The following is a 24,337-nucleotide window of genomic DNA, read 5'->3' as shown; positions in this document are numbered from 1 at the left end:
TATTTGTCGCGTCATGACCGTAACGTTTTTAATGCGCCGCTCCATCCGATAAGTTGGTCTAACATGCTGTTTATTTTATCAACGTGCAGTTCGGCAGGTTTAAAAGTTTGGATATTTTCAAAATCCGTAAATATCGAAAACGTTGGATGTGCGCGAACATCCGCCACGAGTAATTCTCCTAAGATTCCGCGTAAATGTTCGGCTGCGCGGGCTCCGCCCGTTGAACCATAGCTGACGATACCGGCCGCCTTATTATTCCATTCATCTCGTGCGGAATCCAGGGCATTTTTTAATGCCCCCGTAATGCTGTGATTGTATTCTTGGACAATAAATACGAACCCGTCCAAGTTGGATAGCTTTTTTGACCAAGCGATTAATCCGGGCTCCTGACCCGTACCTTCACCAAAAAAAGGCAATTGAAAATCTGCGATATCCACGATTTCATAAATCGCATCTCCGCGTCGATCGGCCATTTCTTTAACCCAATTTCCTACTTGCGGACTTACGCGTCCTTGGCGTGTGCTTCCTAAAATAATGCCAATACTTAATGGTTTCATTTGGGTTCCTCCCATTAATCCATGTTTGTTTGTTCCAGGTCATTTTCCTTTTAACCGACACCAAATAGAAAAGAAGACGGAGATGACCAGCGTGAAGGCCAGAATCCGAATCAATTTCGTGCTGGCTTGTTGCTAGGCTGCGCCTTCCATGGCAGTGAGCCCTCCTTTCTGTCCTATGTGATACTTTTTTCGGAAATCGCAATTGATCTCGCTACATGTTTTATTTTACAATTACGTACAGATAAACAGAAATATATCCTAAAACATAAAGGTTATATACTCGGGTATATGGAAAGGAGAGACGCATATGGAATTGCTGCAGTTGCGGTATTTTCGAACGGTTGCCCGGATGGAGCACATGACTAAGGCGGCGCAGGAGTTGTTAATTGCGCAGCCTGCGTTGAGCAAGACGATTTCGAGGCTGGAGGAAGATGTAGGGGTTCCGTTGTTCGACCGGCATGGAGGCCGAATTCGCCTGAATACGTTCGGCAAGGCGTTTCTGGACAAAGTCGAGAAGGCACTCGCCCTACTGGAAGAAGGAAGGAAAGAAGTATCCGAGCTGGCGGGACTCGAGCAAGGGAGCATTCACCTCGCGACCTCGACGCTGGACCGGTTATCGGATGCGCTAGGCGAATTTCTCGCGCTTCATCCGGAAGTCAACTTTCGGATTACACAGGCGTCAATGGAAGAGATGACGCAGTTAGTGGAGGCAGGCGGGGTCGACCTATGCTTTACGGCGCTGCCAATCGATCGGCCCGACATTAGCACGGTATCCGTCTTGAAGGAAGAGGTTTATTTGGCTGTTCCTCAAGGACACCGGTTTGCCGGAAGAAAGAGCATCCGGTTAAATGAACTGGCGGAGGACCCGTTTATCGGATACAAGGAGGGATTTCCTTTTCAGAAAATGAACGATTTGTTTTTTCAAGAAGCCGGGATAGCGCCTAACTTCGTCTGCCGGGTCGACGAGCCTGCTGGCATTGCAAGTCTTGTCCGGACCGGTCTTGGCGTTGCACTTGTAGGAAATTGCGGTGGTCCCAACCCCACGCTAAGCTTGCTGCATATTGAGTTCCCCGTTTGCCAGCGCAATTTCCAAATCATATGGCATGAGAAGCGGTACCTCTCCCTCGCTGCGCGCAGGTTTCGCGATTTTCTCATCGAGTACTATGCCCAATCAGCGAAAACGGGCATTAATTTAAATATCTCAAATTGAAATGTATCAGTAATAACCGACCTTTCTCACCTCGCACATCTGTGTGTGTGGCATGCTTTGGGCCAGGACTTCTAAACACAAATGATTGTTATCAAAAAAACAAATGATCCCAGTTCAGGAATGTCTGTGATGGAGACATGGGCATTGCTCAAACGCTCGCGTAAGGCATGTGCGCTAGTTCCGTCTGGTAGTCGCAGAGCAACATGGGGGACGAAGCTCTGTGGGTGTGTGTCTGAAGCGCCGAGTGTCGTTTTTTCGATCGGGCGTTCGAAGAAATGGAAGCCCCACACATTGTCGTCGTATGGTTTGACGAAAATGAGACAATGCCTGCCGCGTCCCTGCACTCGCTCGCACCTCCTTTTCACACATGAACGAAGCAGGGGTCCTTCCCTCGGCAAGGTTGTGTTGTCCTTGCTTCATTGGTACTACGCCCCCCTCCGACTCCCTTCAACGTTCCATTTCATCTTTCGACTTATAGGATTGTTCTTTACGGCTTGCGTCGTGCAGGGGAGGGTCTCCCTAGTTCCAAGCGCAACTGTCTCTACATACCGATCCCTTTACACCGGAGAGTTCTTCCGCGCTGCGTTTCCAAGTTCTTGGCTCGTTCCATGGCCTTCGCCCATGACCTCGGGGGCTCGGCACTCTCTTGTCCCAGTATCGGGTTACAGTTGACGGTGCGGCAGGATTCACTACTTCATGTTACGGCCTGCAGATTCGCATCACAGGGCTTCGACCGAAAGATCTCTCTTCCAAGCCGCCTGTTAGCTACGGAGCAGCTTGGCCCTTACTCCGACCGGACTTTCACAGGCAAGTTGTACCCAGCTTGGCTAGGCGCGCAAGTCCCAGACTGTCGCTGTTTTATTCCCCAGGAATGGGGCCAGTTTATTAGTTCGTGTATACATTACTCAAATGTGATTTGTATTCCAGCAAGAAAGTAGGTGTAAAATTTACGGACGCCGCCCCCTCATTTCTCACCAAAATATCAACCTCGCCAGCACGTACACCTGCTTTTAGCGTCAAATCAATCGAGCTGCTTGTCCAAAATGTACCAAGAGATCCAAGCTTAGCCTCAGCAAGCCATCCTACTTTAAGCCCTGGAATGGCCTGAGTGATCACCGTTCTTGCACCTGCTGCCAAATTAACCGCCTGACTGATCGTCTGGCGCATTTCGGTCACGCCATTTACAAATTCATAGGCACGAACTTTTCCCGCGCCGCTGCCGTTTCGCAGTGCCGCCGATGTGCCATCTTTCGCTTGTATTTTGCCGCCAAAAAGTTCAACAAGCGCCGTTGATGCCGTGCCGTTGTATATCGCCTGACCCGCATTCGCTACAAACGCATTGCCCTCAAATCGTAAGTTTACCTTCTCCGCTCCCGTCAAATACAGCGCGAAATTAGAAGGGGTATTGAAATTGTTGCCGATAAACGAGCAGTTGTCGGCTTCGCCTACTAGCAGCCCTCCCCAACAATCATTGTTGCTAAATGCCGAATCGAAACATCTGGTTACTTGCATCGACGGTAAACCGTTTTTAGATCTGAATTGATTGTCATGCACATGTATATCTTTAAGCGAATAACTAATACCGCTCGACATTAGAAACGGTGATTTTGCCTCATCAATAAAATTATCAAATACATGGACAGCCTGAACCCCTGCAACTGATGTGTACGGATGCTGGCGAATATTGGGCTGCAAATTGATTCCTTGAAAAATCGGAATAGTCAAAGACTTGGCATATGGAGAATAAGTTATGCGGTTTCCGTATATGTTTGCATAGCTTACCCCTTCTAAATAAATACCCTTATTTACAAAGTTGTGTATCGTGTTGTTATAAACATCCATATGGTAAGCGCTTTGCCCGGCGTAAATTCCACCCTGATCCGTACGGCTTGCTGTGCTTAACCAAACATCCAAAACATCATCATCAATGCTTACCGTGTTATTGTAAATGGCTCCATTTCTTGAATACGCGTCAACCAATGCTCCAAAATTGAAATTTTTAAAACGGTTTCCTGAAATATCAATGTTCTCACAGGCGGTTAGACGCATGGACGGAACAATTAAGCGCTGCCCTGCAGCATTGAAGCCAAAAGCTTTTCCGGCATCAAAGCTATTATCTTTTATAACAATATCGCTGGACCGTCCATTGACGGGATCGATAAGATCAAACAGAGGGATGTCATTGCTTGTTACAGTGCCGCTGGGTCCGCCGACAATCGTACAAATACGATTAGAATTAATCCCCTCCCCGTCGCAGTTCACCAGCTTGAACCCTTTCAGCTTATGAAAATACATAATGTCAGTAGAGAAATTGTATGTCCCTGCCGGAGGTGTTTTGAAGGCAATACGAATGTAACCGATATTTCTGAGCTCATCTAAAGCGGCATAAGCGACCTGTCCACCCGGGTCAGACGTCCTGCCGGTGCGATTACCGCCGATAATAAACGCGTTGTAAATCTTATTGTCGGCAAGTATTGCCGTTGATTCCGAGAAGTCCAGCCCCCCGTTATACAGCGTGATGTTGGACGGATGCTCAAAATCTGTTAGTTTTATACTTTTGCCCCGCAAAGAAATAGTCGCACTTCCAAAATAATAGGCTGCCGCTTTGAGTAATGCTTTAAACTTTAGCGTCTCATCCGTTCCGTCAGCCCTGATACCAGCATCAAAGATGTCCGGATCTTTCCAGTTTAAGCGATACCATATGCCTCCGTCACCAGCAAAGCGATAAACGTTATCCGGAGCAGCCGTGTCACCGAGTGCAAACATAAACTTGCCCCCGCCTACTTTTGAACCCTCATAAAATGCTTTTACAATTACAATCTGTTTGTCCGATGCCTCGAAAGCTGTTAATTCAGTTATAGAATCAACGACGCTTGGAGCTGTAATCGCTTCCAAATTTGAGTGCGTTTCATTGATCGCACCGACCAGATTGGATTTTTCCGCCGTTCTTAAGGAAGATAAATCTCCAATTTGATCATGGGGATTTCCAGAGCTTTTTCCGTATGTCGCTGAAGTTACCGATGCTGCCGAATTAGCCTGACCAAAAGCTTGGGTCACCCCGCCGGTTGCAGCGAAGGTAACGCCCCCTACACCGATAGCAGCCAGCAAGTCTCTTCGGCTCCATTTACCGTGAAGATTTAGTTTTTCACTTATTAATTCTTCGTTGTCCATCTTAACATTTCACCCCTAATCTTTAAAATGGATCCCTTCCGGTTCATCGAAAGGGGAAATATTAGGTTTCATTATCATGAAGACCGAATACAACTCGTCCTCCATTTTTGTAAATCAGTATGCTTCATTATTTCTGTCTCGTTATTTGGCGCCTTTGATCGTCGCCAGTTTCTTCTTGATTTCTTCCTCTGCCTGTGACAGCGCCTGATTCACGTCGATCGTTCCTTGCAAATACTCTTTGAATTTGTTTATGGCGATGCTCTCCCCCTGACCGCGATTTGGCGAGGAAATCGGATAGGGGACGGGCTTGCTTTTGAAAATGCTTGGCAAATGCTTGTCTTTCAATCCTGGACTGGATGAACCGAGCGCCTTCTTGATCGTATCGCTGGCGAGCGGTGACAATCGGCCGCGCTTGGACAGCTCCATCTGCACCTCATCCGAGGTCATCGCCTCGATGACGCTGACCGCATCCTCCTGATGCTTCGTCGTTTTGGACACAATGACTGTAGATACGCTTGCATTACCGTATGTTTTCGGCTTTTCCGGGTAGCTCGGATACTGCGCCACGTCCCAATGAAGCCCGTCCTTTTCAGCTTCAACGAGCTGGGTCAGAATGTTCAGATCGAGCAGCATACCCAGCGTCTTGCTTTTCATAAACTGGTTCTTCGGAGATTCCGCTATCAACTCGTTGCCCGGAATCGTATAAATCGCTTTTGCCAATTCAAACACACGCTTCCACTTGTCGTTGTTGATCGTCACTTGATCGTTAGCGTCAATCGCTCCTATGCTAAGCGGCTGCGACATCCAAATTATCGTGTAGCCTGGATCGAGACCATGGTACTGCACACCGCCAACGTTACGTGTTACTTTTTTCGCCAGATTCAGCACGTCATCCCAATACATGCCATCGGTCGGGTAAGGCGCACCGGCTTGATCAAAAATGTCTTTGTTGTAGTACATCGCATGATAGCTGACGTTGATCGGCAATCCATACAATTCGTTTTTGACCGAGGCATTGCGGACGTCTGTAATGTAGTTGGCTTCAAAGCGGCTCAAGTTCAAGTTCCGCGATTTGAACAACGGCTCCATGTCGAACAGCAGTTCCATGTCCCGGTACTCCGCGAGGGCGCCTGTGTTGGTGACGATCAAATCCGGCGCATTGCCGGATGCAATCAGTTCATCCAGCTTCGTCCCCGTTGTTTCCGGCAAATATTCAAGTGTAATGTGCGGATATTTCGCCTTGAGACGCTCCCCGACAACTTGCTGGAATTCTGCGTCAAGTATGGGAGCGGCCCCTTTGCTGGCAAGGCGAAGCGTTACCGGCGACGGCGTTCTCTCTTTCGGTTCGGCGGCATTGTTTTCTTTGCCGCCGCAGCCGGACAGTACAACGGCCGTTGCAGCGGTCAGCAGTACGATTGTTCGCGCTTGGAGACGATTCATTTGATAACCCCCTGTTTTTTAAAATTAATGGCACTTCGCTGTTGAGCGTATAACCATCAGCCACCATTGTGTTAGCCTTGCCTCCTGCTTCACCCATTTCCGAATCCGTTGCACAGGTGATCTCGAAGATCGTGCCCGTAGCCGACGGGACCATACCGCCTGCACAGCGAGCAACGTGTCGTTTTTGTTTTGCTACTACAGGCCGTATGAGGAGCAGATTCCTTTTCTGTCGTTCGTTCCCGACATTGCGGCAGACGGACGGAAAGGCTTATTTGTTCCGATTTGTTACTTGGCGCCTTTAACCGCAGCCAACTGCTGCTTGATTTCTTCTTCTGCCTGCGATAACGCCCCGTTTACATCGATCGTTCCATTCAAGTAGTTGTTAAACTTGTTTCTCGCATTGCGTTCTCCTTGCTCGCGGTATTGCGAGGGAACGGGATAGGGGACTGGCTTGCTTTTGAAAATGCTTGGCAAATGCTTGCCTTTCAATCCTGGACTGGATGAACCGAGCGTCTTCTTGATCGCATCACTGGCGAGCGGTGACAACCGGCCACGCTTGGGTAGCTCGGATACTGCGCCACGTCCCAATGAAGCCCGTCCTTTTCGGCCTCAACGAGCTGGTTCAGAATGTTCAGATCGAGCAGCATGCCTAGCGTCTTGTTTTTCATAAACTGGTTCTTCGGAGATTCCGCTATCGAATCGTTGTCTGGAATCGTATATATCGCTTTTGCCAATTCAAACACGCGCTTCCACACATATTCAATCAGCACATGCACGCCATTTCGTGCTGCTGCGTTTTCTGCCGCAGTACCGGCTAACCCTCCCCCGTCAACGAGAGCTATGTCAATATGGTCACCCTGGCAGCGACCGTTTCTTTCTGTAGCATGGCTTTCGCTCCTCTTGGTGTACCGGGATCCCTCTCTGTCGTGTACACATGTTCATCATAATGAAACCGCATTCCTTTTCCTATACAGGAATGATGCACTCTACATGCACTTGATTTCACCATAGAGAGGACGATATAATGAGGCGCAATAGATGGTTTGCATGAGGAGTCGACTTGGTATGGAAACATACACACCTGCACAATTAAACCCCCAACTGATTCTCCTGGCGGAATGGGTGCGAAAGGAAGCCTTTCTGCATCAAATGGTACAAGTCCCTGTGTGGATTTTGTTCTATGTAATACAAGGGCAGTTTCAGTATCAGATCGGGAAGCACGAAGGCGTTGCAGGTCCGGACGATCTGCTTCTTTGCCCGCCGCACACACAGTTTCATCGCCACATGATCCGGCCTTCTACGTTTCTGATCATGAATTTCAACTGGTTTTCCCCGCAAGGGGAGCGGATCGAATCGGATCGTCAGCTGGTGCCCAGCCCGGTCGGAAAATTTGTCATTCAAGATATGCAGCGGCTTGCTTCGACTTACCTTCATTTCCAGAAGCTAGTCGACCGTATCGATTCGTTTGCATTGGAACGGCGCAATTTTTTGCTGCAAGACTTGTGGCAGCTGTATACGTGGGAGTGGGACTGCGCCCAGCGGGATTTGCGGGAGCAGGTAGACGATCCGCTGATGAAGCGCGCAGAGCAGCTGCTGCGTCATCATGCGATGGGGCGTTTGTCGCTCAAATCGATATCCAGCGAGCTCCGCCTCAGTGCTGTGCAGTTTACGCGGCGCTTCAAAACGGTGTACGGCACGTCTCCAACCGACTACGTCACCAGCTTACGGTTAAGCAAAGTGCGGACGCTCCTTCTGGAAACCCAGCTGACGCTGAATGAAATCGCGAGCCAATGCGGCTATGAAAACGGGCTGTACTTAAGCCGCGTGTTTTCCCAGAAAATGAACATCAGCCCATCCCAATATCGGCAAAGCCATCATTTATAAAACTGGAATTATAAGAAACTCAAAATTTGGCTCGCAGACTACTATCCTGCCATTTCACTTAATAAAAACAAGGAGCAGCCGCCGCGGCAAGCTGCTCCTTGTTTCGTTCAACTATCGTCCCTGTTATTTCTTATCCCAAGCGCACGAGCTGGGTAGCGGATTTGGACAATTCTCTCGCCATTCTGATCAAGGCAACCCTGCAGGTTCGGATGGAATGACAAAGGTCACAATCTCCGGGGTCGTTATTCCCGACTCGGAAACGACCGGCGCGTTCTTATCCACTGCCGAGTTGTCGCGGCGATAGGTCATGCCGATCTCGTAGCTGCCCTGCGGCATGGGTACGCCGCCATTAGGCACTATGACGAATGCTGTACCGTCCTGCTTGCGCAGCACACGAAAAAGGGTGCTCACATAGCTGCTGTCCGGTATAACGTTCAAACGGTGCTCCTCCTCCTTTGCCGGACTTACAATGCGTAGTCCTACCGTCTGGTCCGTAAAACGGATATCTCCGGCTTCAAAGGGCTCCGTCACAAAGCGGTTCCGTTCGAGTGGTACGGCTGTGAACAGCTCGGCCTCGCTACCGGAACGGATACGTAGGCGGCTTCCGGCGGGTAGCTTGGATTCTCGTGCAAAACGATAATACGTCTCCCATTGTGGCGCAGCAAGACGGATGCTTTCGAATTGAGCGCCGGGGCAGTCGCTGCAATACAGTCCGACCGTGCCTTCAGTGTACCCCCCGATATCCTGCACGGCGGCCAATTTCGAACCGTTCAAATAGAGATTAAATCTCTGGCCGATGCAGTCGACGGTTAAGGCGTAATCGTGGTTCATGACGAGATTGCCGGTGCTTGACCACAGAACCGCCGTGTTGGAGCCTTCGCGTCGCACCAGCCGTATCCCATGAAGCGAGGATACCGAGAAGCGATAGTACTGCGTATCGTTATGGACCCGGAACACGACGCCCAAATCACCTGGCGAAGTGCTGCGTAGCACCACGGTAAGCCTGTAGTCACTCCAGTATTTATCTTTGACCAGAGCTAGCGTTCCGAAGGATCTTGCAGAATCGGTATCGCCGATGCTGCTGGTCTGCACCAGTTTCCCTGTTTTCACATTCCACAGGGATGGAAGGTTTTGATCACCCTCATCTACAAACTTCCAGCGGAAGGTGCGAAGCACTGGAAAGTCTTCTTCGAGCAGGTAGTGATTGTACCGAAGTCCGGCAGGATAAACACGTACACGGCTAAACCGGGCCCAACGGTTCGCACAGCAGTAGAGTGCAACTCGTCCTTTAGCATGTTGTTCGTCATCCAGGTCAAAGATCAGGATACCATCCATATAACCCGCGATTCGGCTTCCGTCCGCGAGCAACGTGAAGCGATACTTCCGGTTTTTCTGGTAACGCGTATCGTCCTCCCAAATGAGCCGGAATATGCCGCCTTCCTTGCTTACCAAGCGCCTATATTTCCGCTCCCGATCCATAGAGAAGCGGTAATAATTGTTATCGTCGGTATATCGGAACATTACACCTATCGCATCGTCGTCATCCGAGCGCAGATCCACCTGGAAAATGATGTCCCGCCATTCCATATCTCCAGCCAGTGCGTAGGTACCTTCCTTGATGATTCCGGCCCCCAGGATGCCGCTGTGAAGATTGCTTGACTGCAGCAGTTCGCCCCCACTGACCGTCCAAATCGATGGGTCGAACGTGGTACCCTTGTCGACAATGCTCCACGCGGGAGAAAGTGCCGTCCCCCGGAAATCGTCGAAAAAGAGCGAACGTGCGTCCTGCGGCGGCGGCACGACGGTTACACGCTCGAAGTTGGCCCGGTTGTTCGACCAACTGTAAAGTCCGATCTTCCCTTGCGCATGTGTCCCGTCGTTAACGGAAAATAGGAGAGTATCCCCCAAGTATCCGTTGATGCGGTTTCCGACCACATCAACCACTAGACGGACGGAATTTCCAGGTGTATAGCCGCCTGCACCGTTCCAAACTGTCGTCATCACCCCGTTCGCAACCCGGATCAGCCTGCGGAAGCTGCGCTCCTCATCGAGTGCAAGCAGATAGTAATTGTCCATGTCGCGGTAGCGGACCACGACCCCGATCCCGTCGCGGTCGTCCGATTTCAGATCAACGATTAGACGGTAATCCGTCCAATCCGCACCTCCGCTTATGGCAAGCGTACCCGGCTTCTCCGGCGAATCCGCAGCACTGGAGCCGCCGCCGATATCGGATCGCTGCTTGAGCGCTCCGCCGCCGAGCTGCCAAACGGAGGGTCCGCCGGTTGCCCCGATGTCGACGATCTGCCAGCCATTGATCCTCCGTACACCATCGAAAACTGCAATCCGTGAGAAATGCGCGCCTGAATTCGCCCAACTGTAGAGCGCGATTCGCCCCTCACGGAAGGTGCTGTCCGTCACCGTGGCCAGCGTTTGCCCACTCAGGATGATGGTAATGCTTCGGCCCACAGCACGGATAGTTAGATCGTAGGTTTCGCCTGTGACGTAGGTGCCTCCGTCCTGCCAGAGTACGGTCGCCGTGCCGGCCGCCATTTTGATCAGGCGGCGATAGCCCCCGGAGCGATCCATCGAGAACCGATAATAGTTCTGTCCGTCGCGAACCCGGAACATAACCCCTATCGCCTGATCGTCGTCGGAGCTTATACGCATACAGATCGTGTGGTCGCTCCACGTGTATCCGCCCAGCAGGTACGTGCCTAGCTTAGCGGTGCCGCTGTCGTTCGTGTAAATGCCGGCCGCCTGTACGACGCCCTCCGCTTCCGGTTGCCAATCGGAAGGTCCATCCAGAGCGGATGATGCGTCGGAGATCACGAAGCCGCCCGGCGAAGTGTAGTCAAGGCGCCAGAGGAGCGGATCGGATACAACGGCTTCCACGGTGAGCAGATCAAAGCGCGAATCCTGGTTGGCCCAGCAGTAAAGGCCCACTCTGCCGCGTGCCACACTGTCATCCTCCAGGCTGAAGAGAAACGCACCGTCGATGAAGCCGTACAGTTTGCGGCCGTAGGCGACGACCTCGAGCTCATATGGCTGGTGGGAGGCATAGGAGACATCGTCCTGCCAGAGCTGAGTGAAGGTTCCGCCCGCATTTTTCAGCAGCCGGCGGTACCCGAACTGACGGTTCATCTCAAAACGATAGTAATGTTGATCATCCAGATAACGGAAGACAAAACCGATCGAATCGTCGTCGCCGGAGGTCATGCGAACGCGTACCCGCATGTCGTCCCAGTCGGGAGAGCCGATAATGGCCATCGTCCCCGGTTTCGGGAGCGAATTCTTGCTGAATGTGCCGCCATAGATGTTAGAAGTCTGAACGATCGAGCCGCCGTTTACCGCCCATGCCGAAGACGGGCCGCCCTGATTGACAATCTCGTACAGGTCGAGCGCGTTAGGACCGAAATTTTCTTGGAACAGCACCCCTCCGGTCCCGCTGAAATCCTCGTCAAGAAGAGTTTCATCCGCCCCCGGAGCGATAATCGGACCCGGTAGACGTTGCTGCTCTACGGTATAGCCATTCGGGTTGAGTGCCTCACGGACAATCAGAGATACCGATTCGACGTTGGCATCGGCAGCATGGCGGGAGACACCCGTTATTTTCATAATCCCCGGCAATCCCGGCATCGGTACAAGCTCGCTCGACCGTCGCAGCGAAATGGTGCAGCGACGCCAGTCAATTGGCTCCGGGTTCCGTACAAGGAAGCCCTGCGTCGCCCCGTCGGCGCGAGTTAAGCGGGTAACCGTGGTGCCGTCCTCTTTGTTCGCCAGCAGCGCAGCCACGTCCGGGTGCGAAGCGAAGGCGGACCAAGCACGGTCCTCGTCAGCCGTGACCGTCGTCGCCGGAGCAACCGACGGCGAGGTTGCAAGATTAATCGCGGTACTGGGAAGCGTCGCTTTCCACATCTCATCGTTATAGCTATTCACCTGATGGGCGAAGTTCGAGAACCGAGACGTCGTGAAGCTGTACTTGTACACAACAGGCGCGGTGGAACGGAAGTCATCTACACGTACATCGCTGAACACGCCACCTTCACTCCCCCAGCAATAAAGTCCGATGCGGCCGCGGTCAAAGGTGGCATCCTGAACACGGAAAACAGGAGCGCCGTCCTGATAGACGGCAATGTTGGTGCCGACGGCTTCGATCGTCACCAGATAATCCTGGTCGGTGCGATAAACATAGTCATCCTCAGCCAGCACGGTGATAACGCCGTCCACGCACCGGACCAATCGCCGATACGCCCGCTCCCGGTCCATCGAGTACCGGTAGTAGCGCTGCGGTGTACTGCAGCGGAAAACCACGCCGATCGCATCGTCGTCGGAATTGCGGAGCTGCACGCTGACCCGGTAGTCCGTCCAGTTGCGGGGTTGGTCGTCGTGGCCGGCGGGCAGATCGGCGCGGTCCGCCAGTAAAAGCGTCGTTCCCAACTTGCCTGGGATGTTTCCATCAAGCGGCACGCTGTAGATGTTGCTTGTCTGCCGAACGACTCGCATCGGGGGCACGCCGGTCTCGCTTATTTCCCATCGTGATGGTCCGCTCAGGCCGCCGGCGTCCTCTACGAACCAGCGGCCGAGCCGGGCCTGATGCCCCGCTGCGGACTGTCCCAGGGTGTAGTGACGGCTGTCGCCAAAATACTCGTGAAGCAGCAGAGGGATGAGCCTCGCCTCATGAACGAAATCAGGCTTCAGCACCAGCCCGGTGGCCTCTATGATCTGGTCTCTCGGAATCTCGCTCGGGTTAAGTCTCGCACAGGAGCTCTTCTGAATCGTCGTGACCCAGATCTTTTTCACCTCGTCTAGCAGCAGCTCCGACGCCGTATCCCATCCGCTGCTCAAGACGATGAGTCTGCCTTCCGCATCCCGTACCGGCTTGCCGTTGCTGTCGTAGACATAGAGCACCAAATCTCGGCCGTCCATCCGATACAGCTGGCTGACGTAGTCTTCGTTAAAAGCGATGCCGAGGTCGTAAGCTCGGTAGACTGGCCGAGGCAGCGGTCGGTTTTCTCCCGGCCCAGGCACTGTTGGAGGCATCGTCTGGCGCACGTAGAGCGACAGGTCGGTAAACGGAGTTGCAAGCTCGGTCTGTCCCACGGGGATGGAGAGCGTATTCAAACCAGGACCGCCTTCCGTCCGGAAGAACGCATACGAGGTCTGTTCGGACGACTTGCTGCCGCTGAGTGGCGCCACGCCCGTTGCGTCCACCCGTGTCCGGACGAGCAGGCGGTAGCTGGTATGCGGCTCCAACACGGGGGAGATGTTCTTCCAGCGCTCCACCTCGCTGACATTGTGGTTCGCAATCTCCAACGCCTCATCAATCTGCGCCTGGCTCGCACCAACAATAGTGCAAACGCGCCACAGGCAGAGCGTGGATCGCCACATCAGGCTGACTGTCATGATGTTGTCCGCTAGAAATTCGATCACTGGATTATCCGGCAGAGCGCCTTTGCCGTAATGGTAGGTGCCGTTCCGGTCTATGGCATATCCATAGGCCGTCTCCGGATCCTGGCAGTAAATGCGCACGCCGTGATTGTCTCCCTCCGGCAATTGGATAATGAGCATGTTTTGGTCCTGCCTCTCGTTACGAAGGCGACTCGGCAGGCAGATGCCCAGCTCCTTGCTCTCGTCCTTGAGCAGGATCGGGTGGACATTAGGCGCGATCGGCTCAAACCAAGCGAACGTCGGCCCCGACTGCTCGGGGTGACGCCAGAAGCGCATGTTGTTAGGAGGAAGACCAACGGTAGTCAGCGGGCCTGGCTCAATACGGTCAAATGTCCAGCAGTGCGTCGTCTGCTCGGGAATCTCCACGCAAGGCATATTGGTGAAGCGACCGCTTATCCAGTCCTGCCATTCGCGCCCGCCGTGGCGTACGTAGTCGAAAGGGTTTTTCGACCAAAGCCACAGTTTCGTCTGACCTTGGTTGCCGCCGCCGCCGTCCGGCATGGGCGGCGTAGGCGCCCATGATCCGAACAGTTTCTCGACACCGGCGGGATTGGCAGGCAGCGTACTTGCCGCCGTCCGTGCAACCGTCTTCCAGACGCCCGCGCGCCAGGCGTCGATCGCCACCTCCGTGAGCGCGTACTTCACGAGGGCTGGACCCTCATTTTTCTCGGGATCGCCGATGCGTTCCTCCGGCGGATTCACAACCGAAACCAGGGTTCCTGCACGGGCCAAGTCATGCACGTTCCGCGAGAAGGTAATGTGGGGACGGCAGTCCAACGGCACCACAGGTGCACCCGCAGGCGGTGCGGCTGAAGTGTCGAAGGCAGGAGATGCGCTCCAGTCCAGCAGTAGGCCGCCTGCGTCGCTATAGACAGGCGCTAGCAGGTCTGCCTCCGCCGTGAGCGGCCAAGCCGTCGATACCTTGAAATGCTCCACCGCAACCTCTTTGAGCGGAGCCGGCGGCAGCGGCCAGGTCGGCTCAGGACCCCATTCCAGCGAGATCGAAGCACTGAAGTCCGGAAGCGGCCATGGCAGCTCGATCCCCACCTCAAGTTTGCCCAGCACATGAAACGGATCGAACACTTCAGCCTCCATATACGCGTCGAGCGAAAGCCCGAGACCGAAGCCGAAGACGCTGAGCTCCACTTTGCCGTGTAACAATAGATCCCCATTGAAGTGTAGCGGCCGCCAGCTGAGCTGGGCATTGGCTTCCAGCCAAGCCTCGAGCGTGACCTTGAGCGGCCCAAAGGACCAGTGTCCGTCGTAGCCCACCCAGGCGCCCATTTGGAGGCTTTTCGGGTCGAGCATCAAGTAGGCGTTCGCCTCAAAAAGTGACAGAATATGCGCACGGATACGCCGTTCGCGCGGCTCTTTCATCCCGAGATATAGGTGCCACGCGCTGGGATCGGAGAAGCTGACAAATAGCTCCGACCCCGCCCCGATGTCGATTAACCGTCCGCCGTTGTCATACTTGTACCGCACATCGAGACCGGCGAGCAGGCTCCCCGCATCGAAATCCAGCACCACGAGGCACCGGAAAAGCGGTTCCTCCCCAAGCGAGGCACGCTCTTTCAGAATATTGGCCTTACCCTCGATCATTAGGACGGGTCCGGGCGTAGAAAGCAGAAGCAGCATGCGCCCGTTGAAAGTATACCCATTGTCCGGCAGTGTACCGATGGTGATACCCGCTCCAAGCGCAAGCCCACCGCGCATGTTTTTCCATTTACCAGAAAGGTCGGTCACGCCGATTTCCGGCCGCTTGTACCACCCCTCTCCGGGACCCATTCCGTACCAGGGCTCCTCTGGCTGCCGGTCAGGCACCATATTGTTGGCAAAGAGACCCGACAGGCCGTAAAGTGCAAGCCCTGTCGACCAAAGTGGGATGCCTGCCGGAAGATCAACGCCAAGGTACATGGCGAAGAAAGCGTATGCGCCATCCGGTCCCGATGCCGTCCCGATCACCAGTTCGCCATCGATTGTCATATTGAGGCACAGCAGTTCGAGTTTGATGCTGCCGTCAAACCGGTGAACCTCATCCGCGCCGTCCATCAGCTTGCGATAGGCCACTTCTCCCTTAAAGCGCAGAGTACCCGGAACCTCGAACTCGACGCCTACGCCTTCTAAGGTCAGGCTAGGTTCGCCGGCTCCCCAGGTAATTCTTAACCCCTCTACCGAGGCGCCTGCCTTGAGGCCGTCCACCAGCTTAATGCCGCCTGAGAAGCCGATCCACCGTGACCCGTCGTCGTTATTGCCCAGCCCCAGCTTCGTGATCTCCAGTGTAAATCCGTAGAAGCTAAGGGAATATTGATCGCGCAGGTCCAGCCACCCGCCCTCGACATGTACGTTCCCATCCGAGTCGATGGACAGCTCGCGCACCTCGAAACCCGGCCAATCCAGCCCACCCACTAGCGGGCGAAGCGTACCGCTCATCGTCGCTACGAATAGGCCGTCACGCAGTTCGAAACCGAGGCTCTGAAGCTTCATCGTCAGCAGACCCGGCTTCGTAAGTTCATATAAAGAAGCCCCTGTCCCGCCGATTCTGACGGTGAACGCACCGTTTAACGTAACGGCTATGGTCACCGGAACCGGCGCATCGAAGAACGGCAGGGTGATCGATCCGGCGATCTCCGACTCTACGAGTGCACTCTGGACGAAGGAAATCGCTACGCGTTCCAGCGAGAAGGTCATCCCAAACAGCTTGGCCGCATGAGCGGGTGTCCAGGACGTGCTAACCTGGCCCGTGAAACCGCCGTTGCCGATATAAGCGTCCAAAAGCTGTAGGCTGCCGACAATCTCCCCAAGCTCGCCCGGGAGATAGAGCGACGCCTGTTTGATGTGAACTCCCTTCCAGCCGGGAACCTGACCCGGAGGCGGATTCGCGGTGTCAAGAAACAGTGCTACATCATGCGCTTCAATGACGACGCCGCTGTCGCCAAGCATGACGGGCGGCAGGTCGATCCCACCTTCCACGCCTATCGAGATATCGCCGTCCGCGTTGATCTCGAGATCCAGTTCCGCAAACCGGATATCCACATACTCCTTGGAAGTGTCAATTTCCCACGCCGCCGGCCGATCCGCACCGCCGCTCGTAGTACGACGGACGGGCTTGAGCAGGTCCTTGGAAAAGCGCAGCGCTAGCGGAACGTCCTTCATTCGGAAAGCGAAATCCGGCTGGATCTGCACCTCCAGCGGCACATAGGTGCTGCCACCTACGGCGGAAACAACCAGCTTTACCGCATCCACACCGGGGAGGCCGAGCTCCAGATTGCCGTTAACGAGCAGGCTCCCGCGAGTGATTATGCTTTCTCCGGTTTTGTCGAGTTCCAGCGGCGCCACCCACACATCGTCCAGAAAGGTTTCCGCGGGTAGCGTCGGGAGGAAGGACGGCCAGATGGAAGGGAGCACCTGCCCGGCATTCACATAATGCTTCTGTATCGCTTGTGACATCGTTTGCCTCCTCAGGGCGGACGTTTTAGACGTTTTCTATTGGGAAGGCGGACAGACGCCGCCCCAATCCTTGCGCGAGTCCGCATCGCGCAGCGTTTCGAAGACGGTACGGACGTTTTGCGTGATCGGGCGTATGGGCAGCGGCAGCGGGGCTGGCTGCAGATAAGGAGGTCCGAGATCGCCGTACGGCCGCATTGGCATGACCGGAGAAGAGGCAGTCGCCCAAGCCGGATCCCATGCGCCGATGGCGTCGTTCAGGTCGTAAAAAGAAGAAGGGGCGTCATGAAAGTGTTCGGCCCAAAGCCTTGCCCGAAAATCACGTACGGCGCTCTCCGTCTCGTCAATAAACCCTACGGCGTGCTCCCAATCCGTATACAAGCTGCGGCACGCCACATTCGCCGAGCCGATAATTGCCCACTTGTCGTCGATAAGCGTCACTTTGGAGTGCATGACCAGACCGAATGTGCTCGCGACAGCCACAGGCGATCCTGCGGTCGGCAGCACACCGTGGGGGTCCAATCGAAAGATCAGCGCGCCGCCAGGCTCAATTTTTGGATTTCCGGTCACCTCCCAGAAAACACCCCCTCCATCCGAAAAGAAGATATTTTTTCCGGCAAAAGCATCTTCGGGGACGCTAGGCGCCGTCGCATTGAGCCGGATTGCCGTCTCCACGAGTACTTCTACCGGGCTGACGTCAGTCACGGCGGTAATCATCATGGTTTCATCGGTTGCAAAGGACTCCCCCCACATACGGAAGATTCGGATGCGGTCGCGCTGGGCTGCGTTGAGCTCCTCAGGAGTGCCTATTCCAAGCAGGCCGATATTGAAGGATTCATGCAGATACTCGTCTTCTCCGGGTGTTGCTGGGTCGTTCGGATCCGCAGCCCCGGACAGGGCCATGATCACCTTCAAATCCGGATTGCTGCGGATCGCCTCGTTGATCCAACTCATGATCTCCCGCCCCCAGTACATCTGATCTTCCATGTAGATGTAGGTCTGTGCGCCGAGTATCGCCTTACGCCATGCGGCTTTGATCTCAAAGAGGCCGTTCGGCGCATAGGATACGGGTGGATTTTCAGGCAGACAGTTATACCAATGATAGTTAAAAGCAGGAATGGTTCGGATCGACTGAACATGGTGCTTCGGGGGATTAGCCGGCGTGAAGAGAAATTGATCGGTCACCCGCTCGGGAACGGCTTCCGTATTAGGCACATAGCTGGGCATCCGCGCCCCCTCAAAGTTGAAACGCTTCGCTTCGCGGCGGAGATTCTCATTCCACATGTCGCGGAAATGGTTATAGAAGCCCTGCGCTGCCGGGCCCTGAATAGCCGCCTGCACATCGTGCCAGCGCGGAAGCGCGGGGAGGCTGTCCCAGCTGTCATCCGGCATGTGACCGTATTTCGCCCAGCGGTCCTCGACAAAGTCAAGCCCCCCGCTGAAGGCGATGGCCTTGCTTTTGCCCGTCCCATCCGGCTTCGTGCCGATGACTGCGCCTTTGACATGTATAGCGCCCGCCGAGTGCCCGATCACGTTGAGCATGCATTTTTTGGCCATCGCGGGCTCCTCGCGAAGAAGCTTGATCGAGTTCATCGTCTGCGCGTTGAGGCTGACCAGGCCGCCGGGGTCTTTTCGCTGAATCGCATTAGCGAGAACGGGATTGATCAGTGCGCCTAGGATCGGGATAGGGATGGGAGTCATAGTAAGCAGGGAAAATGAAACCCAGCCCATGACGCGCACGTCCACGCCAGCGCGGGCTTTTGTCTGGAGCACATCGAGCAACCGAACCTCCGGCATCAGCGGATCAAGATCGAAGGCCGTAATATCCCCGACGGAAGGACCGGTTGAATCCAGACCGGAGGGCGGTCCTTCGAAGGCGCGGTTAGCCACGAAGGTCCCGCCGATCAAACCCAGCCACCAGCCGGAAATGTAAATAAAGTCGCCCCGATTTTTGGCAGGGTCCGGATCGGTTCCCACAAGATCCAGCGCCTGCCGAAATTTCTCCATGTACTCGAAAAGGTCAATGAGCGGCGTCACATCGCTGTCCTTATAGGTGGCCGGCTCCGGCTCGGTGGCGGTGACGGGGTCATTGGCGGCAAGCCAGAAGTATCTTTGACGATCAGCGGCAATGGACATGGCTACTCCTCCGCTTCAATCAGAATAGGTTCACCGCGCTTGATGGCGCCGGTGTATTTGCGCACCACGGCACGATACTGGTAGCTCGCCGCGGGATTCGAGAACGGGTCGCGGATCACTACCGCACCGGGGGCGCGCCATTGGGCGAGGTCGATCCAATTGCTGGCCCCATTTTTGCGCTGGATCATCACCTCATGCGGCGAGGTCCAGGAGATCTCCGCACGGACGCGTCCTCCCTGCTCGACCCAAGCGACTGAAAGCTCAGGCGGCTCGGGGAGCGCTGTGTCATAGGCCCGAGCGGCGACAATTGCGGAGGCTGCCGAAAGGTTGCCGGACTTGTCGACCGCAACGAGGCGATAGTAATAGGTCACCAGCCCCCGTACCGTTTGATCGAGCCAGAGCACTTCCTGCGGTCGCAAAGCCGGGTCGCCCGCGGGCACGACGAATTCGTGCACCAAATCCATCAGCCGTACATCCCTGCTACTCGGTTCCTCCTCCGTGCGGTAGATCCGGTATGCAGCCAGATCCGGCTCGCGACCCGACACCCAGCGCAGGGTAATCTTCCGGTCACCCGGTTCCCCCGGCGTCGGGTCTCCCGCCAGCACGCGGGAAAATACGGGCGTCCGCGGCGGCAATACGTCCGGAACGCGCACCGGCGGACTTGCAAGCCCAAGTTCTCCTACATTCTGTGCCGCGTCAATAAAGGCAGCGCGGTAAAAATACTTGTTCGTCGACCGCCCGTCTATCGCATCGACGAAAGCGCGCAGCGCGGGGTTTACAGGGAATCCCGCGGGGTTGTCGGGACCCAAGCGGTTGGCGGTTATGGGCCCAGCGTTCGGCAGCGGGCGATCCGTGATCTGCTGGTAGGCGGCCTCGTTGCCCGGTAGTGCCGCCAGCACGCGCAGCGCGTCATTGCCGAGAGCCTCATAATCGCCGATTCCGCCGATTGCATTCAACTGGTTCGCCGCCTGCCGGCGCTTATCCGCGCTATTCCAGTCGGCCGGGAAGAATGTTAAATCGCCTGAGCCGAGGCCGCCGCGTGTGCGTCGAATGAGCCAGTCGCGCTGATTAAGCTCACCCCTGCTGCGGAACCCCTCATTCCCCGGTAGGCGCCCGAGCACCTCCAGGGCATCCGCGGTGAGACCTCCATATTGGCCCGGCCCGCCGATTGCGTTAAGTGACGCCGCAGCGGCATTCCGGCGTGCTTCAGTCCAGCCTGCAGGGAAGAACTCCCGATGCACGGTCGCCGAACCGGTCAATGCGGCTCGTGTGGAGCGGATCAGCCAGTCACGCTGGAATATGCTCTGATCGAGTGCCCTGAATATGTGGGTGTCCACGCCAGCCTGCGGAACCCAGCGGAACGTATAGTATGATTTGCCGTGATAATCGGCGCGACTGGCATACACGTCGGCGGAATCCGGCGGCATTTCCGGAGCCTGTGGCGCCGTCCGGTGTACACGGAACACGGTAGCTGGACCGCCCATCCGGCTTTCATTACCGGCACGATCGCCCCAGCGCTTGCCGCTCCACTTCGGGTTGTCGACCGTATGATCTTTGTCGTCAACTGCGGTCACTCCTACAACGCCATATGCGATTGGTTCTATTGCCGATGTCGAAAGCCCGATCCCTATCCGTTCCGCATCACCGGGTGCGGGCAGAAAGAACTCGTAACGTTGCGTCAAAAGCCCGATCTCCCAGCCGCTCGATCCTCCTGCGATGACGGGCGCTCCGTCCAACGTCACCTCTTTCGCAGCCGGGTTGACCGAAATAATGCGGTAAATGCGGCTTGGCCGCGCTGTATCCTCCGACAAGTAGAGATGAAAATCATACGGGCGGATCGCGGAAATATCAGTGCCTGCCGGAAGGGTGATAATATTCCCAATAGCAGCGGCTCCATTCCCTGCGAGCTGGTCACCACTACCACCGGGAACCGAGGCAGGGATTACGCCCAGTGCCGTATAATCGCTGTAGGGAACCACCCACACCCGCTCCTCCCACTGCCGAACCTCGCTGATATCGGAATAGAGAGTATGACCCGGCGGGATGGAGATCGAGCACTTCGCCCCCGTTTCCGGCTTCAGGGAATGGTCTGGGAGGAGATTCTCCACCGTGACTTCCAGAGGCGAACCGGCGGAGCTGCCCGTAATGCGGAACGAGCGCCCAGCGGCCCTGAGATAGGCGCCGACGAAAGCGTTGGCTCCAGCACTGTGGGAGATATCCGTCCTTGCGATGCTGTGCGCGGCATCCACTGTCTTCACGGTGCCGACGCGGCCTTTATAGACATTCGGCTGGCCACCGCGCCAATAAACACGGAATTCCCGCGTGTCCGGAGCCTGCCGCATCTGGGACCATGTCCACATCCAACGGACCCGCAGTCCCACCACAGAATCGCGTTCCGCTGTCGAGAGCGTCATAAACCAGGACTCGTATGCTGCGTCGCGCAGGAGGTCCGGGTCCTTCGGGTCGAGCACCATCCCCTCCACCGCGGTAGGCGGCGGTGGAGGGACCTTGTCCAGCAAGGAAATCGCATACGCGTGGACTTCCGTGCTCCCCTTGCCATCCAGGTAGTACCACGGGCGAGGATCCGGCGGCGGCGACCACTGGAACCACGCAGCGGGAGCGCTGGCGGCACTATAGCGGCCGAATAGATCCACGCCGTTCACGCGGTAGCTATACCAGCCTTCCTCGAGACCGGAGTCCGTATAGTGTAAAGGGAATGCCGGCCAATGCGCGGGGCGCTCTACGACGGTACTCGGATTAGGCGGACGCGTGACAACGTGCGGAATATCGTTTATAGCCTTATGCTTTTCCGTGGGTATGGGCCCTGCAGGCTTCATGTCATATCGCTCGCTACGGCGGATGACATACATCGTCGGCGCGCCGCTTTGCAGCTTGCCCGAAGCGGTTTGTTGAAGTTCCCAAGTGAGCCCGGCGTTGTTTGTCAGGTCGCGTAGCGTGCCGTCGGTTTGCTCTGCTGTTGTTCCAGGAAGTGCGTAAGCTCGTAGAGACCAGGGAGGCGACAACGGCGCGGGCGAGCCCAAAGTACGGTTAAAGCACACCCAGGCGTCGATATCGTTAAAGTTGAGAGATGGACTGTTGAACCAAGCGAGCATATCCGAGGCATTTCCTTTTCCGATGTCAGCATGGTCGGCAATTATGAGGTAGTCGTATGCGATATTCTTGCCGGCTGTCTCGTCCGCCCAGTATAATCCAAGCATTTGGGCTATCGGAGCATACAGAGCGCCCATTAGCAAATAGTTCATCGGCCGAAGGCGTGCCAGCGTCGGCGTCCCTCCCGCCGAAGCGGGCACATTGTCCGATCCAATATCCTTCATGTCGGGGCCGGCGGGGCCGAGATCGACTATCTCCTGCAGTGCGGTGTGCATAAGGTCGAAACGTGTACCGTCCCAGTCGGCAGGGTCCCCGTAGCGGATGCGCGAAATAGCCTCTTTGCGAGAGGCGTCGATATCCGCGGGCTTACCGCCGCTGGCCGGATACTCGGGATCGAACACAGGCAGCGCGAGCGGCTGCGGACAGCGCTCCACCGGCTCCCACCCGCCGTTCAGGGCTTGGTCGACACTTGCACCGCAAATATCGACAACGGCGGCATCTCCCCCGCTGAACTCGATTGCTGTGATCAAGTCGCTTGTGTACTTGCCGTGCACGATATCCCCCGCGCTTCCGACTACGGGCTCTTCGTGAAGGATCGTCCCGCCGGAATAAAAGCGAACATGCAGCCCGATATCCCCCTCTTTGCCTCCTTGATCACATAAATAGCAGAGCCGTAGCAGGAATGTCTCATTCCCGGGCGCCAAAAAAAAGACCTCGACGATTCCTTCTCCCTTCAGTTCAACGGTTACGGATTCGCTATCCCCTCGAGGCAAGGCTTGGCTTACCACCTCTCGGCCTTCAATGTCGACGCCGACCACCTTGCCTTCGCTGGAATAGTTGGCAACCGTGACCACCAGAGCCGATGCGCTACAGGGGAGCTCCACCCGCGTTCGGTACCCGAGATGGAGCATCGGGCTGCCCTCCTTGTTGATCAGCACACGGGTGCTCTTCGACACCTTGTCGTCACGCTCGTAAACGGTAAACCGCACCCCGTCCTTCATTTTGGGATTGGCGGTCGAAACGGAGTCGTCCTTTTGAAAAGAGATGCAGCGTAGGGCTCCGTCTACTGTGTCCTTGCGCAATCCTACCTGGTAGGACACAAAAAACATCGGCTCTGCAAAGGTAAAGCGTAGAAAGGAACGGCCACGCAGATCGAGCTCCCCCACTCCGCCGGTAGGGAAATCGTCGGTTACAATCAGATCGCGGTCGCTGGTGAAGTTGCCTAGAGTGGTTTCCAATAAGGTGACATGGAGCTCTGAAGGTCCGGCAATTCCTTTAACACGTAGCTGCGGGAGAACGCAGCGGAGTTCTGCTTGTTCTCGGCGACTGAGGCGGCGGAAAAGGTAGTATCCATACCAGGGAAAGCTGCGGGCTGCACCGAAGGACCAGCGCAGGTGCATAGCGTCGACCAGCGGCGGCTGCAGCGGATCGGCGGGCACGTCGCCCAACATTCCGAGCGTTGTCATCGAAAGGGCTTGTTCAGACTGGAGCGGCATTATTTTCCTCCTTTATATGACCCTCTGAAAGACGGCTTCCCGAAGGTCATTAGTCAACGCATTTAACCTGTCGCTATAAGCTATCTGACTATTCTGCTTAATTAGATAATAAGAAAATATTGGCAGTAATTAAATGGGGACTAGTTCCTGTTTATCTAACTTCAATGTCGATTTTTCAACGCATCAGGATCTTTCGTTAGGGACGACCCTCATTTGAAGATTAAACGTAAAACAACCACGAAGCGTCACATCGGCTTCGTGGTTGTTTGTTATTGCTAAGTTGTGAAGATATTATATTTCCATGTTTTTTACTCCGGATTGTTGACCTGCGCTTCTTTGTGACGACTCCTCACGGCTTAAGCCGTGGGCTTCTCGAATCGTCGAGACTCGTAACCTCGTCCCTCCCCGAAGGCTCCGTCCGAGCCTAGTCTCCCTTTGTG

General features: G+C 55.2%; 10 protein-coding genes. 2 read left to right on the top strand and 8 right to left on the bottom strand.

What is annotated here, in order from left to right; translation table 11 throughout:
- Positions 1 to 11: 11 nt before the first annotated feature.
- On the bottom strand, positions 12 to 557 hold the full coding sequence (locus D7M11_RS31190) for an NADPH-dependent FMN reductase (protein WP_120751199.1): 546 nt from the start codon (positions 555 to 557) through the stop codon (positions 12 to 14).
- Between the two features lie 307 nt (positions 558 to 864).
- Here D7M11_RS31190 and D7M11_RS31185 point away from each other — a divergent pair, with 307 nt between their 5' ends.
- Positions 865 to 1,767, top strand: a complete 903-nt coding sequence (locus D7M11_RS31185) for a LysR family transcriptional regulator (RefSeq protein ID WP_120751198.1) — start codon at positions 865 to 867, stop codon at positions 1,765 to 1,767.
- Between the two features lie 885 nt (positions 1,768 to 2,652).
- On the opposite strand, the gene D7M11_RS31175 is transcribed toward D7M11_RS31185, so the two are convergent.
- The 4 genes from D7M11_RS31175 to D7M11_RS31160 all read right to left on the bottom strand — a co-directional run bounded on the left by D7M11_RS31175 (position 2,653) and on the right by D7M11_RS31160 (position 7,154).
- Positions 2,653 to 4,938: a right-handed parallel beta-helix repeat-containing protein gene (locus D7M11_RS31175; protein ID WP_120751196.1), complete on the bottom strand. Its 2,286-nt coding sequence runs from the start codon at positions 4,936 to 4,938 to the stop codon at positions 2,653 to 2,655.
- 141 nt (positions 4,939 to 5,079) lie between these two features.
- A complete protein-coding gene (locus tag D7M11_RS31170; protein ID WP_120751195.1) occupies positions 5,080 to 6,378 on the bottom strand; it encodes an ABC transporter substrate-binding protein in 1,299 nt (432 codons plus the stop codon).
- Between the two features lie 285 nt (positions 6,379 to 6,663).
- Positions 6,664 to 6,867: a hypothetical protein gene (locus tag D7M11_RS31165; protein ID WP_120751194.1), complete on the bottom strand. Its 204-nt coding sequence runs from the start codon at positions 6,865 to 6,867 to the stop codon at positions 6,664 to 6,666.
- A complete protein-coding gene (locus D7M11_RS31160) occupies positions 6,864 to 7,154 on the bottom strand; it encodes a hypothetical protein (protein ID WP_205127138.1) in 291 nt (96 codons plus the stop codon). Before D7M11_RS31160 ends, D7M11_RS31165 begins: the two co-directional genes overlap by 4 nt.
- Positions 7,155 to 7,443: 289 nt before the next feature.
- On the opposite strand from D7M11_RS31160, the gene D7M11_RS31155 reads away from it, so the two are divergent.
- A complete protein-coding gene (locus tag D7M11_RS31155) occupies positions 7,444 to 8,262 on the top strand; it encodes an AraC family transcriptional regulator (RefSeq protein ID WP_158606942.1) in 819 nt (272 codons plus the stop codon).
- 186 nt (positions 8,263 to 8,448) lie between these two features.
- Here the strand turns inward: D7M11_RS31155 and D7M11_RS31150 are convergent, their stop codons facing one another.
- Genes D7M11_RS31150 through D7M11_RS31140 form a run of 3 tightly spaced genes read right to left on the bottom strand, consistent with a single transcriptional unit; the run spans position 8,449 to position 23,897 of the window.
- Positions 8,449 to 17,157, bottom strand: a complete 8,709-nt coding sequence (locus D7M11_RS31150) for a hypothetical protein (RefSeq protein ID WP_120751191.1) — start codon at positions 17,155 to 17,157, stop codon at positions 8,449 to 8,451.
- A 36-nt stretch (positions 17,158 to 17,193) separates the two neighbouring features.
- Positions 17,194 to 19,290, bottom strand: coding sequence for a phospholipase D-like domain-containing protein (locus D7M11_RS31145; protein ID WP_120751190.1), 2,097 nt, complete (start codon positions 19,288 to 19,290; stop codon positions 17,194 to 17,196).
- A 2-nt stretch (positions 19,291 to 19,292) separates the two neighbouring features.
- Positions 19,293 to 23,897, bottom strand: coding sequence for a fibronectin type III domain-containing protein (locus D7M11_RS31140; RefSeq protein WP_120751189.1), 4,605 nt, complete (start codon positions 23,895 to 23,897; stop codon positions 19,293 to 19,295).
- Between the last annotated feature and the right edge of the window lie 440 nt (positions 23,898 to 24,337).

This window comes from Paenibacillus ginsengarvi (assembly GCF_003626695.1).
Taxonomy (GTDB): Bacteria; Bacillota; Bacilli; order Paenibacillales; family NBRC-103111; genus Paenibacillus_AB; species Paenibacillus_AB ginsengarvi.
Note: the sequence above shows the minus strand (reverse complement) of the source record. Positions and strands in the feature narration are given on the sequence as shown.

Coding starts and splice junctions, on each gene's coding strand:
- D7M11_RS31190 (WP_120751199.1), bottom strand. CDS start 557: ATGAAACCATTAAGTATTGGCATTATTTTAGGAAGCACACGCCAAGGA.
- D7M11_RS31185 (WP_120751198.1), top strand. CDS start 865: ATGGAATTGCTGCAGTTGCGGTATTTTCGAACGGTTGCCCGGATGGAG.
- D7M11_RS31170 (WP_120751195.1), bottom strand. CDS start 6,378: ATGAATCGTCTCCAAGCGCGAACAATCGTACTGCTGACCGCTGCAACG.
- D7M11_RS31150 (WP_120751191.1), bottom strand. CDS start 17,157: ATGTCACAAGCGATACAGAAGCATTATGTGAATGCCGGGCAGGTGCTC.
- D7M11_RS31175 (WP_120751196.1), bottom strand. CDS start 4,938: ATGGACAACGAAGAATTAATAAGTGAAAAACTAAATCTTCACGGTAAA.
- D7M11_RS31140 (WP_120751189.1), bottom strand. CDS start 23,897: ATGCCGCTCCAGTCTGAACAAGCCCTTTCGATGACAACGCTCGGAATG.
- D7M11_RS31155 (WP_158606942.1), top strand. CDS start 7,444: ATGGAAACATACACACCTGCACAATTAAACCCCCAACTGATTCTCCTG.
- D7M11_RS31145 (WP_120751190.1), bottom strand. CDS start 19,290: ATGTCCATTGCCGCTGATCGTCAAAGATACTTCTGGCTTGCCGCCAAT.